General features: G+C 68.5%; 14 protein-coding genes. 1 reads left to right on the top strand and 13 read right to left on the bottom strand.

Annotated elements, in window-relative coordinates:
* Nucleotides 1-101: 101 nt before the first annotated feature.
* From FWJ67_RS01185 to FWJ67_RS01160, 6 genes are all read right to left on the bottom strand, one after another.
* Nucleotides 102-794: a hypothetical protein gene (locus FWJ67_RS01185; RefSeq protein ID WP_304175092.1), complete on the bottom strand. Its 693-nt coding sequence runs from the start codon at nt 792-794 to the stop codon at nt 102-104.
* Nucleotides 795-857: 63 nt separating this feature from the next.
* Nucleotides 858-2,000, bottom strand: coding sequence for a hypothetical protein (locus FWJ67_RS01180; RefSeq protein WP_304175094.1), 1,143 nt, complete (start codon nt 1,998-2,000; stop codon nt 858-860).
* Between the two features lie 37 nt (nt 2,001-2,037).
* Nucleotides 2,038-2,592, bottom strand: coding sequence for a ribosome hibernation-promoting factor, HPF/YfiA family (gene hpf / locus FWJ67_RS01175; RefSeq protein ID WP_304175096.1), 555 nt, complete (start codon nt 2,590-2,592; stop codon nt 2,038-2,040).
* 197 nt (nt 2,593-2,789) lie between these two features.
* A complete protein-coding gene (locus tag FWJ67_RS01170; protein ID WP_304175098.1) occupies nt 2,790-2,987 on the bottom strand; it encodes a cold shock domain-containing protein in 198 nt (65 codons plus the stop codon).
* A 136-nt stretch (nt 2,988-3,123) separates the two neighbouring features.
* Nucleotides 3,124-3,822: an amino acid ABC transporter permease gene (locus tag FWJ67_RS01165; RefSeq protein ID WP_304175100.1), complete on the bottom strand. Its 699-nt coding sequence runs from the start codon at nt 3,820-3,822 to the stop codon at nt 3,124-3,126.
* A gap of 119 nt (nt 3,823-3,941) precedes the next feature.
* A complete protein-coding gene (locus FWJ67_RS01160; RefSeq protein WP_304175102.1) occupies nt 3,942-4,697 on the bottom strand; it encodes a basic amino acid ABC transporter substrate-binding protein in 756 nt (251 codons plus the stop codon).
* 525 nt (nt 4,698-5,222) lie between these two features.
* Here FWJ67_RS01160 and FWJ67_RS01155 point away from each other — a divergent pair.
* Complete coding sequence (locus tag FWJ67_RS01155) at nt 5,223-6,059, top strand: hypothetical protein (protein WP_304175105.1); 837 nt, start codon at nt 5,223-5,225, stop codon at nt 6,057-6,059.
* A 19-nt stretch (nt 6,060-6,078) separates the two neighbouring features.
* On the opposite strand, the gene FWJ67_RS01150 is transcribed toward FWJ67_RS01155, so the two are convergent.
* The 7 genes from FWJ67_RS01150 to fliS are packed head-to-tail and all read right to left on the bottom strand — an operon-like array spanning nt 6,079 to nt 12,206.
* The gene (locus FWJ67_RS01150) at nt 6,079-6,450 is read right to left on the bottom strand and encodes a response regulator (protein WP_304175107.1); all 372 of its coding nucleotides are present in this window, start codon (nt 6,448-6,450) and stop codon (nt 6,079-6,081) included.
* A gap of 26 nt (nt 6,451-6,476) precedes the next feature.
* Nucleotides 6,477-8,534, bottom strand: a complete 2,058-nt coding sequence (locus FWJ67_RS01145; RefSeq protein ID WP_414482000.1) for a chemotaxis protein CheA — start codon at nt 8,532-8,534, stop codon at nt 6,477-6,479.
* Nucleotides 8,531-9,046, bottom strand: coding sequence for a chemotaxis protein CheW (locus FWJ67_RS01140; RefSeq protein ID WP_304175112.1), 516 nt, complete (start codon nt 9,044-9,046; stop codon nt 8,531-8,533). Before FWJ67_RS01140 ends, FWJ67_RS01145 begins: the two co-directional genes overlap by 4 nt.
* Nucleotides 9,047-9,059: 13 nt before the next feature.
* Nucleotides 9,060-10,283, bottom strand: coding sequence for a flagellar motor switch phosphatase FliY (gene fliY / locus FWJ67_RS01135; protein ID WP_414481999.1), 1,224 nt, complete (start codon nt 10,281-10,283; stop codon nt 9,060-9,062).
* Nucleotides 10,273-11,256 carry a flagellar motor switch protein FliM gene (gene fliM / locus FWJ67_RS01130; RefSeq protein ID WP_304171990.1) on the bottom strand — a complete coding sequence of 328 codons (984 nt, stop codon included), beginning with the start codon at nt 11,254-11,256 and terminating at the stop codon, nt 10,273-10,275. Before fliM ends, fliY begins: the two co-directional genes overlap by 11 nt.
* 15 nt (nt 11,257-11,271) lie before the next feature.
* Complete coding sequence (locus FWJ67_RS01125; protein WP_414481998.1) at nt 11,272-11,796, bottom strand: hypothetical protein; 525 nt, start codon at nt 11,794-11,796, stop codon at nt 11,272-11,274.
* Nucleotides 11,793-12,206, bottom strand: a complete 414-nt coding sequence (gene fliS, locus FWJ67_RS01120) for a flagellar export chaperone FliS (protein ID WP_304171994.1) — start codon at nt 12,204-12,206, stop codon at nt 11,793-11,795. Before fliS ends, FWJ67_RS01125 begins: the two co-directional genes overlap by 4 nt.
* Nucleotides 12,207-12,209 lie beyond the last annotated feature (3 nt).

Raw genomic sequence — 12,209 nt, 5'->3', positions numbered from 1 at the left:
ACGGCGCCGCCGCCCGTGAGCCCGCCTGCGCGGCCTCTCCCCCAACAGCGGGGCCCAACCCAGCCGCCCCCACCACCCGCCGGCGGCCCCGAGGGGATCTGTCATACCATCTCCTCTTCCATGCGAAAGAGAACGAGCTTCCGGTTGAGCGCGTCCAACACCGACCGGACCGCCGCCTCCACCGGATCGCTGTGCACCATGGCGCTCCCCACGAGAAACTCCGGCGCCCGTCCCCGAACGCTCAGCTGGACCCCCGTGACGACCACGTGCCCGTCGCCCATCTCCACGTTGAGCACATCCTCCAAGGTGACCTGACACAGACCCTCCATGAACTCCTGCACCGCTCGGAGCCCCGCCTCCGCCCCCAAGCGGGTGGGACTCACGCCGTGGGAGTTCCCTTCGGCTTCGCCCTCGTAGAGGGCTTCGCCCCGCTGGAGCTGGACCCGGACCCGGAGGCTCTTCTGCCGGTTTTCGACAAGGATGGAGTCGAGCACAAGACGAGGCTCGTACGCGGGAAGGGCCGGTTCGTCGCCCTGGACCTCCACCTGGGCGACGCTGATCACCCGGTGGTCCACCTCGAGGCCGAACTGGGCCTGGAGCAGGGAGACGATGTCCCGGACCACCTGCTTGGCGTTCCGCCCGGTGTGCGCCAAGACATGCAGCTCATCGACGTGGGCTTCGCTGGGGTCCAACACCACCCGCGAGGAGAGGACACCCCGGATCCTGGCGATCGCCCGTTCGAGCTCGGCTGGATCGATCCGATCCTGGTTCGCCAGATCCCCCGCATCTGCCACGGCGGACTGCCCTCCCTTACCCCAGCGACGAGGGGACGGTCGCCACTTGGTCGGCCGCTGGCACTAACTTCTAGGAGCGGCACCAAGTTCCTGCTTCGACCGGAGGGCGGCGTCCACCAGGGCCCAGACCCCGCCGGCGACCAGGGAGTGGCCCCCGAGGAGGATGGGGATCGCGGCCGCCCGGGCCGCCGCCGTCAGCTCCCGGGTGAAGGGGTCCGCGATGGCGTCGGGGACGAGGAGATCGGAGAAGAACCGGTCGGCCGCCGAGGGGGTTTGGCGCCGGTGGGCCCAGAGGATCCGGGTGTCGATGAAGGCCGCTTGGGCCAGCCGGGCCACCCGGTCGATGAACCCCGCCGGGCCCACCTCATCCACCAGAAAGCCGACCAGGGAGAGGACTTCCCCCCGGAGATCCCGCCCCATCGCCTTCATCCCCCGCTCTTCGCTGAACAGGCGGAGGCGGCACTGGGTGACGGTGTCCAGGTACTGGAAGAGGGCCCCCCCGACCCGCCCGAAGATGAGCACATCGGCCTGGGGGGTCAGGAGCAGTTCGGCGGCCCGGCGGACAGGTTCGAGATTCAACTCCAGCTCCTTCAGGGCCGCGGCGGTCGCCCGGCCCACCGCCGGATGGACGGCCAGGACCATGAGGTCCGTCGGCGTGTCCACATCAAAGTTGAGCCCCAGGCTCCGGGGGAGGGGCCGGTAGGGGAGCCCGGCCTCCACCAGGGCTTGGGCCAAGAGGTTGTCCAGGGGCGGCAGGGGCGCACTGAGGGCCCGGACCGCCGGGGTGAAGGCGACCACGTCCGCGGAGTGGTAGTTGTTGGCCGCCGCTAGCGCCTCGGCCCGCTGGAGGAGGCTGACGATCCGCCCGATCTCCATGGGGCTGGCCAGAGGGGCGGCGCCGCCCCCCATGTAGAGCACCCGCTCCAGCTCGTAGTGCCGGATGACCGCCTGCAGGCAGAGGCCGAAGTGAAAGGAGTGGCTCTGGGTGAAGTAGATGTGGGCCCCCAGGGCTTCGGCCTTGCGGGCCAGGTCCTCCCGATCGGTAACCAGAACGATGGGATCAAGGGCCTGGATCCGGCGGGCCTGGGCCACCCGGTCCAAGACAATGCCTTCCCGGACCTGCCGGAGCATCTGCTCCGGCAGGCTGGTGGCCGCTCCTCCTTCGAAGATCACGAGCGCGACCGTCGGCGTGGAAGACCCTCTCATGTCAGGCCAGTACGTCCTTGGGAAGTCAGGTGAAGGGCTAGACGACGGGTTCGATCAACCCGTAACCCTGGTCCCGGCGGCGGTAGACCACGTTGATGTTCCCGGTCTCGGCGTTGGCGAAGACGAAGAAGTCGTGGCCCAGCATCTCCATCTGCATAATGGCCTCGTCGACGGCCATGGGCCGCATGACGAACCGCTTGGTCCGGACCACCTGGTCCTCCGGCTCCTCCGCCCCGGCGGCCGGCGCCGCGGCGCCGTCGGCCGAGGCCCGAGGGCTTTGCACCCGCTTCTGAATGCGGGTCCGGTACTTCTCGAACTGGCGCTCGATGCGGGCTACGGCCTCGTCGATGGAAGCGTGCATCTCGGGGCGCTTCCCCTCGCCCCGCAGGATGAGCCCGCCCACCCGCAGGGTCACCTCAGCGATCTGGGTCTCGTTCTCGGAACGGAGGGTCACCTCGGCCAGAACCGACTGAGGGTTTTCGAAGAACCGGCTCAGCTTGCTGACCTTCTTCTGGGCGTACTCCTTGGCGATGGGGGGCACCGTCTCGCTCTTGGCCGTAATCACAATCCGCATGGAGCCTGTCTCAAGCACACGGACCCCTCCCGCTGATCTGGAATTCCCAGCCGCCCCGGTGACACCCGAGGTATGGTTCTCTTCGGCCTGGAGCACCCCCAACTCCTGCTCCCCGAAGCAGTTTCTCCCAGAGGGGGAAGCGCCATCCTGAAGGCCTCAAGGGACGAAAAGGGCCTCCCCCACGGGGAGGCCCAACTTCGGAGACGTTGGCAGGGTCAGATCTTCACAACGTTCGCGGCCTGCGGCCCACGGGCGCCTTCAACGATCTCGAACTCGACCTCTTGGCCCTCGTCGAGCGTGCGGAACCCCTCGTCTTGGATGGCGGAGTAGTGGACGAAGACGTCGGGGCCACCCTCCCGCTCAATAAAACCGTAGCCCTTCTCAGCGCTGAACCACTTAACCCTTCCGATCATGCTCTTTGAAACTCCTCCTGTCGTGCCAAACTACCCCGCAAGACCCTGCCAAGAGGCAAGTTCGAGAGGCAGGTTCACTCTAGCACAGGGCGCTCCCACTGTCAAGCGATTAACACGCTTCTGAGCCCGGGCCCGGTTAGGAGCTTGTGGACGGGGCTGGCACCCGCTGGCGGCCCCGCTTCCGGCCCACGTCCAGCCACCGCTCGGCCAGGTTGACCAGCTGGGAGATGCCCACGGTCAGGATGAGGTAGATGATGGCCACCAGGATGTAGACCTCGAAGAAACGGAAGTTCCGGGTGGCCACCAGCTGGCCCCGGCGGAGGAGCTCCTCCAGGGAGATGACGGCCACCAGGGACGAGTCCTTCAGGAGCGCGATGAACTCGTTGCCCAAGGGCGGCACGATCCTTCGGAACGCCTGGGGCAAGACAATGTAGCGCAGGGTCTGGGCATGGCTCAACCCCGTCGACCAGCCCGCCTCCAGCTGGCCCCGGTCGATGGATTGGATCCCGGCCCGGACGATCTCGGCCACGTAGGCCGCGGAGTTGAGGGAGAGGGCCAGGATCCCGGCAAACTCCCGGGGGAGCGGGCCGACGAACTGCGGCAACCCGAAGTAGACCAGGAAGATCTGGACGAGAAGGGGCGTGCCGCGGAAGAAGGTGACGTAGGCGGACGCCAGGGCCCGGATGGGCCAGGGCTTGGCCAGGCGGCCGATGCCTAGGAAGGTGCCGAAGATCAAGCCCAGACCAACGGAGATGGCCGTCAGCTTGACGGTCATGACCGCCCCTTCCAGAATGTAGGGCAAGCGGGGCAAGATCAGATCCCAACGCAGGTCCATACGGTTTCCCCCTCATACACAGAGGCAGGGCGCCTGCCAGGCCCGTCCCTGCCCAGCACGCGCCCCAAGTCGTGTCCAGCGGCCCTTCGGACCGCTCTGGCGATGGCCCCGGGCGGCCATCAGTCGACGCCAAACCACTTGTCGTAGAGCTCGTCGTACCGGCCGCTGGCCCGGAGTTCCGCCAGCGCGGCGTTGATCTTAGCCAGCAGCTCCGTCTCCTGAGGCCGGACCGCGATACCGTACTCCTCGGTGGTGAAGGGCTCGCCCACCACCTTGATGGCATCGGGGTGGGCCCGCATGTACTCGATGGCCACCAGCTCGTCCAGGATGGCCGCGTCCGCCGCGCCGATGATCACCGCGGTCATGGCCTGGTCCACGAACTGGTAGGGGTCGACCCGCCCGACACCGGGGAGATCCGCGGCCGCGAAGTGGCCCGTGCTCCCCATCTGGACGGCCACCGTCTTCCCCTTCAGGTCCTCGGTGGACTGGATGCTGGTCTCATCGGGCCGGGTGGCGATCACCAGCCCGGTGACGAAGTAGGGGTCGGAGAAGGCGACCGTCTGGGCCCGCTCCTCGGTGATGGTCATGGCCGAGATGATCACGTCGAACTCGCCCAGGAGCAGGGCGGGGATGAGACCGTCGAAGACGGTGTTGACGATCTCCACCTCGACCCCCATCACCTCGCCGATGGCCCGGATCAGCTCCATGTCGAAGCCGGTGTACTCACCGGTTTCCTCATCAACGAACTCGAAGGGCGGGAAGGCGGTGTCGGCACCGACCCTGATGGTCTGCTGGGCCGCCACAGCCAGGGGCGAGGCCAGGCTGACCGCCACGACCAGGAGAACCGGCACCACCAACGCTGACCAACGCTTCATACGCGACCTCCTCAGACGGCCTGGACCGGCAGGACGCCCGGCCGGACCGCCTTCCGCTGCATAATCTTGCAAGTTCGGTTCATGATTCGTCGCTCTTACCCGGTCTCCTGCCCCGAACCATGAATTTTTATCAGCCATCCGTGGGATCGCAGGGGAGAGGGTAGGGAGGGTGTCCGCCTGGCTGACCTGGTCTTTGCCCCCACACTCGCCTGCTGGACGCTTTGCCCCGGCCCGGCCGGGACGCCGCGCCTCTCCACCCTGGGCCGATCCGCCCTGGATCGGCAGGGCGGGCAGGACTTACACTAAGCCGCGCCATGCTCGGCAGCCGAAAGGTGATGGTGTTGGTTGAACGCTGCCTTACGTGGGTCGCTTCGCCCGCGGCTGGCATCGACTTTCAACCACAGACCCAGGCGGACTGAGCTATTATACCCGGGTTGGCCGACGGGCGCAATCCGTTCGACAGTTCATGAAGAAAGGGATTTCGTCCGATAAACCGAACAGAAGGGATGCGGGGAGGTCGGGACGATGGTGAGGAGTGAACGGCGCCCTGGATGGCTCTCCCTTCCTGAAGCGGCCCACGCGGTCCCCATGAGCCTGCCGGCCCTCCGGTACGTGGCCCGCCACCTGGCCGGGCCCCTGGAGGTGCGCCTGGACGAGCGGGGGACGGCCTTCATCCCGGCGAGCAAGCTGCCCCTCCTCCGCCGGGTGGCCGCTTATCGGGCCCAGGGCCACACCATCGAGCAGATCAAGGGCCTGCTCCGCTCGGAAGGGGCGGCACTGCCTGCCAGGGCCGCCCGTCCCGCCGAGCGGGCCCACCATCAACCCGCCGCCCGGCCCCGGCCAGTCCCAGGCCTGGGACAGGCCTTCAGCTCGCCCAGCGCTCCCAGCCCGCCAGAAGCGCTCTCCTTACCCTTCCCCTTCCCTGCAGCGGCGCGGGCCAACGGGCGCGGGGAGCCAGGGTTCCAGCCCCAAGAGACGGCCCGTCTTGGGGCGGCCGACGGTGTCCTTCCGGCGGACACCATCGAGCAGCTTCGAGAGGAGATCGCCACCCTCCACCGGGAGCAGCAGGAGTTGCGGCTGCGGCTGGAGCGGCTCATGCTTCTGCTTCAAGAACAGCAGATGGGCCTGGAGGTTGAGCCCTTGCCCCGGCCCCCGGCCGAGGCTGTGGGCGTCCGGGCAGTTGCCAGCGGGTCCCGGGCGGCGGCGAGGGAGCCCGATGGGGGAAGCCTGGCGGTGGAAGGGATGGCCGCTGAGGCGGCCTGGGAGGGGGAGGCGCGCCAGCCCACGCGGACCCCTTCCAGCCAACGGCGCCCGGCGGTGGTCCGGCGCTGGCGCCCGCCGGTCTTGAACGGGACCCGGTGAGGCCTCTTGGTTAAGCGCCCTAGGTGTGTTGGGCCTGGAGCTTCTCCAGGGCTTCGAGGACCCGTTCCGGTTGGAAGGGCTTGACCAGGTAGTCCTTGGCACCCGCGGTGAGGGCTTCGATCACCATGTTCTTCTGACCCAGCGCGCTGCAGACGATGATCCGGGCTTGGGGGTCCATCTTCATGATCTCCCGGATGGCGGTGATCCCGTCCATCTCGGGCATGGTGATGTCCATGGTGACCAAGTCCGGCTTCAGGCTCTGGTAAAGCTCCACAGCCTCCACGCCGGTGGCCGCCTCACCAACGACCTCATACCCATTCCGTTCCAGGACGTTCCGCAACGTCATGCGCATGAAGGCCGTATCGTCGACGACCAGGACTCGCAGGGCCATGTTGGTTCTCCTCCTTCACCCGCCCCCTATCCTTCCAGCCACGGTTCCGGGTTGATGATGACCGCGACCCGCCCACTCCCCAAAACCGTCGCGCCCGACACCTCAGGCAGGGTCGAGACCAGCTTGCTGACGGGCTTGATCACCACCTCCTCATGCCCGACCACCTCGTCCACCAGGCAACAGACGCTCCGGCCGCCCCGCTCCAGGACCAGCGCCAGGCTGTCGGGCGGGAGGACCTCTTGCGCGGGCCGCAGCTGGAGGCGCTCGGCCGCATCGATGACGGGGAGGATCTGCCCCCGCCAGTTGAGCACCCGGCCGCCGCCCAGGGTGCGGATGTCCGCGTCGCCCACCCGGAGCACCTCCGAGATGACGTCCAAGGGCAGGGCGAGCCGCTCGCCCGCCAGCTCCACCAGCATGGCCTGGATGATGGCCAGGGTGAGGGGGAGTTCGAGCCGGATCTTGGTCCCCTGACCCAGCTCGCTGTCGATCTGCAGGCTCCCGCCGGCCCCTTCCACCGCGGACCGGACCACGTCCATCCCCACGCCCCGGCCCGAGATGTCGCTCACCTGCTTGGCGGTGGAGAAGCCAGGGCGGAAAATCCACTGGAGGGCCTGCCGGTCCGAGAGCTCCTCCACTTCCTTGGCGCTCAGCAGCCCCCGCTCCACCAGTTTCCGGCGGATGGCGGTCACATCCACACCGGCGCCGTCGTCCTCCACCTCGATGACCACCCGGTTCCCTTCCTGCCGGGCGGTGACGGCGACCCGCCCCGTGGGCGGCTTGCCCTTCCGGGCCCGCTCGTCGGGAGGCTCGATGCCGTGGTCGATGGCGTTCCGCAGCAGGTGGATGAGGGGGTCCGCCAGCGAGTGAATGAGGGACCGGTCGAGCTCCGTCTCCTCCCCGTCCAGGGCCAGCTCCACCTGCTTGCCCAGGCTCCGGGCCAGATCCCGCACCATGCGGGGGAAGCGCTGGAAGATGGTGCGCAAGGGGACCATCCGGAGGGCCATGACCCCCGTCTGGAGGTCGGTGGCGATCCGGTCGATGCCCTCGATCACATCCGAGCTGAACCCGGTCTCCTCAGCCACGCTCAGGAGCCGGTTCCGCTGGATGACCAGCTCCCCCACCAGGTTGACCAGCTGATCGAGCCGGCTCACATCCACCCGGAGGAAGCGCTCGTTGAGAAAATTGTCCCGGATGGAGGCCAGCTCCTTGGGCAGGCCGGGGCCGCCGTTCTTCCTGGCGGCTGGCTCCCGGGGGGCGGCAGCCTGCCCGGGGCCCGCGGCCCCATTGGATCCAGCGCCCGCCTCCCCGGCGGTGACGGGCCGGGCGACCACCTCGGCCACCTCAGCCAGGCCCCGCACCCGTTCGGCCAGGGCCTCGGGCGGCTCCGAGGAGACCACCAGCAGCCGGAACCGGTCGTCGAAGCGCTCCTCGTCCAGCTCCTCCGCGGGCGGCTGGGACTTGATGATCTCCCCCACCTGCTCCAGGGCCCGGAAGATGAGGAAGACGCGCACCGACTTCATCCGGCAGCCCGGATCCAGGCGGATGAAGAGATCGGTGGCCTGGAGGCCTTGCCGGGTCGCCTCCTGGATCAGCTCCTGATCGTAGAGGTTCAGCTCCAGCGGCAGATCGCCTGCGGACGTCTGGCCCGGCGCCGCCGTCTCCACTTGGCTGGCGGCCGTCTGCTCCCGGCCCAAGAGGCGCTGAAAGCCAGCCCGCACGCTGGCCTCCAGAGTCTCCAGCCCCTCTTGAGCTTGGGCCATGGTCGCCTCGTCGCCTTTCTGGACGGCCGCCAGCCAGGCTTCCAGGCCGTCGCAGGCCGCCAGCAGGAGGTCCAGATCCTCCGCCGCCAGCTGCTCCCCCGTCTCCCGGACCCGGCTGAGAAACTCTTCCATGGCATGGGTGAGGCCCACCACCCCCTGCTCGCCCAGGGTGGCCGCCATCCCCTTGAGGCTGTGGGCGGCACGGAAGAGCTCGGCCACCACCTCAGGATCGGTCCCCTGCTCCAGCTGGAGGAGGCCGTTGTTCAGGATCTGCAGGTACTCTTGGCTCTCGCTGACGAAGAGGGCCCGTTCTTCGTGGCTCATGCTTGCTGGTCCCCTTCAGCGGCGGTCACCGCCTCGCCCGCCTCCTCCCGGGCCTGGCGGAGGGCTTCCAGCGAGATCTCCAGGTCGGTCTTGAGCAGGCGGGCCAAGTCGACGACGAGGATCAGCTCCTCATCGAGCCGGGCGATGCCCGTCACCGCCTGCTGGGACTGCTCCACCCACCGGCGGGGGGCCGGATGGATCTGCTCCGGGTCGAGGGTGGCCACCTCCTGCACCTCGTCCACCTCGATCCCGATCACCTCGCCCTCCAGCTCGCAGACCACCACCCGGGTGTCCTCGTGGTCCCCTTCCGGCTCACCCAGTTTCACCCGCAGGTCCACCACGGGGACCACCTCGCCCCGCAGGTTGGCTACCCCGCGCACGTACTCCGGCGCCCCCGGGAGGCGGGTGAGCGGCGGGGTCCGCAGGACCTCGCGTACCTGCCCCACATCCACCGCGAACCGGTCATCCCCCAGGGCAAAGATGACCACCTGATTCCCCGCAACCGCACTCACCGCCGATCCCCTCCTAGCTCACGGACCGAACCCGTTCCGTCGGATCCACAATCTCGGTGATGCGCACCCCGTACCGCTCGCCCCCGATGACCACCACCTCACCCTTGGCCACCGGCACACCGTTGGCCAAAAGCTCGATGGGCTCCCCTTCCATCCGGTCCAATTCCACCACCGAACCGGCGCCCATGGAGAGGATCTCGGCCACGCTCAGCCGGGCCCGGCCCAGTCGGGCGCTGATCTGCACGGGGATGTCCCGAATCAGATCGATGCGGAGGTTGCCCAGATCGGGCTGGCTCCGCAAGGTGAGGGGGCTCGGCTCAAAGGCCGGCCGCTCGCCCTGGGCGGAGCCGCCGGAGCCGCCCGCCGCTGCCGGCGGAGGGGACGCCAGGCTCGAGGCTGTCGGCGCCTGGGGCGCCGCCGGTTGGGGCGCTGCCGCCGCCGGTTCGGCCTCTACGGCGGCTGGCACCGCTTCGCTCCCGGTCGGCTTCTCCGACTCCCCACCGACGGAAGCCAGGAGTTGCTCGGCCAGCTGCTGGCCCACCTTCAGGGGCATCAGCTGGAAGAAGGAGGTCTCAAAGAGCCCGTCGACGGTCATGTCAAACTCCACGACCACCATGGGCTCCTCCACCTCCACCAGGCTTTCGGCGGCGAGGTCCTTCCGGCGGACCACCGGCGGCGTGATGTTGACCGACCGGTGGATCATGTTGGTCATGGCGGTGGCTGCCGAGCCCATCATCTGGTTCATCGCCTCGGCCAGGGCCGACAGCTCCAGCTCATTCAGCTCCTCGCCGGCCTCCTCGGCCAGGTCGCCCAGCATGATGGCGGCCATGGTCTTCGCCTCCGGCTCGCCCAGGAGGAAGAGGCTCTGGCCCACCAGGCCATCCTCGAAGCGGACCTCGACGGCGAGCATGGGCTGCTCCACCTGCTTCCGGAAGCCTTCCCGGGAGTGGACCGTCACCTTGGGGGCGGTGATGGTCACCTTGTGGCCCAGGATGCTGCTCAGGGCGGTGGAGGCCGAGCCCATGCTGACGGTGCTCACCTCGGCCAGGGCGTCGGCCTGGGCCGAACCGAGCCCCTCTCCGGATGCGCCCACTTCTGGCCCGTCGGGAGCGCCGGCCTCGCCGGGAGCCTCGGCACCCGCTTCAGCCTCGGACCCGGGCCCGATGCCCGGTCCCGAGTGGGTCCCCAAAAGGCGGTCAATCTCACTCTGGGAGAGAAGAGGCTGGTCATCCGGCATACTCGCTCGCCCCCTGGCGTGCCGGTCCCGTAATCAGGACGGCGGTGTGATTGCCCACCCGGCCCGGTGTCCCCCGGAACTTGACCTGGCCCCCGACCACCACCTCGATGGTGCCGTCAGGGCCCGTCTGGAGCGGCACCACGTCACCCACCGAGAGGCTGACCAGATCGGCCATGGTCAGGGTGGCCCGGCCCAGGATCACCTCCACCGGCGCCGCCACCCGGCCCAGGTGCTGGGCCCATGCGGCCTGCTCCCGGGCGGTGGCCTGACGCCGGCTCTTCATGGCGAACTCCGACGAAAGACTGGCCAGGAGGTTGTCCAAATCGTCGAAGGCCAGGCCCAGGCTGAGGCTCTCGCTCCCCGTCTCCAGGTCGAGGTGGAAGGAGGCCACCAGGACCGTGTCCTGATCGTACAGGAGGTTCAGGTAGACGGGGTTGGTCTCAACCCGCGCGTAGGCCACCTCAAGGCTCATGAACTCGCTCCAGGCGGCCTCCATCCGGCGGCCCATCTCCCGGAAGATCTGGGCCCCCAGAACCGAGAGCTCCACGTCGGTCAGCTCCCGATCCTCGCCCCGCTCCCCTGGGCCGCCGCAGAGCCGGTCGTAGAGGGCCAGGGCCACCCCCGGCTCCAGCTGGACCACCATGCTGCCGTCCAAAGGCTTGAGGGTGTAGACGACCAGCACCGATGGGTTGGGCAGCGACCGGCGAAACTCACCAAACGGCAACTGCTGCAGGGCGGCCAGTTGGAGCTGGGCCTCCTGGCGGGTCAGGGTGGCCAGGGAACTGGCCACCGACCGGGCCCACGACTGGACCACCCGCTCCAAAGCCCGCATTTGCTCCCGGGAGATCCGGTCGGCCCGGCGGAAATCGTAAGGAACGACATCCTCCTCAGCCTCAACCTCCGTGTCAAGCTCCCCCGCCCGGAGTTGGCTGATGAGGGCGTCAATCTCCTGCTGGGAGAGATTCCGTTCCACAGGACCCTCGCTCCTTCACCGCCGCTCGTCAAAGAACCGGGCTTTTGGCTTGGGCACCCGGTAGGCCCCAACAGCCTTCCGCTCGAGCTGCAAAGCCCCGGCCTCTTCCAGGAGGCGCCGCATCGCCTCCCGCAGGCGGGCCTCGCGCTGGGTGACGTCGTCCAGCAGCCGGCGGGCCAGCTCTTGGCTTTCCCGGAGGAGGCGCCGAGCCTCCCTGAGGCGGTCGTCCGCCTGGTCGACCACCGCCTCAGGGAGCTCCCCCGCCCGCAAGGTGAACACCTCCACGCCCCAGAGGCGGGCCAGCCTCTCCTCCAGACGCCGGGCGTCCCGGCTAACCTGCTCCGCCTGAAGGAGCGACTTCTCCTGCCGCCTGAGCTGGCCTTCGAACTGGTCGAGCACCTCCACGTCGACCAGCTCCCCTTCGGGCCACGTCACCCCGAGGGCTTGCCGGTAGATCTCCAGCCGCTCCGCGTAGAGGGTGATCAGCTGGTCCAGGAGATCCCGCCACTCCGTTCGGGAACCGAAGCCTGGCTCCCTCATCCTCCCGGCCCCCTGTCTTGAGTTGCCTGGGCCTTCCCCTGGATAACCCCTTCGTACCACCCGTCCCGGAGCTCGCCCATCAGCTGGACCACCTCATCGATGGGCTCCACGCTCTTCCGGATGTTGGCCTGCACCAGGCGTTGGTACATGTAGCGGTACAGCTGATAGAGGTTGGCCGCCAGCTCGCCCCCGGCCTCCATGTCCAGGGATCCGATGAGCTCACTCACCACGTCCTGCGCCCGGGTCAGCTCGGTGTGGGCCTTCTGCTTGTCCCCCGCCTCGAGGGCCCGGCGGGCGTTCCGGGCGAACCGGATCGCCCCGTCGTAGAGCATCAGAATCAGCTGCTCCGGAGGGGCTGTCTCGATCTGGGTCCGGCGATATGCCTGGTACCCGTTGGTTCCTGGTGTCATGCG

The organism is Limnochorda sp., from assembly GCF_047459355.1.
Classification (GTDB): domain Bacteria; phylum Bacillota; class Limnochordia; order Limnochordales; family Limnochordaceae; genus Limnochorda.
The sequence above is the reverse complement of the archived record's forward strand: the minus strand, read 5'-3'. Positions and strand labels throughout refer to the sequence as shown.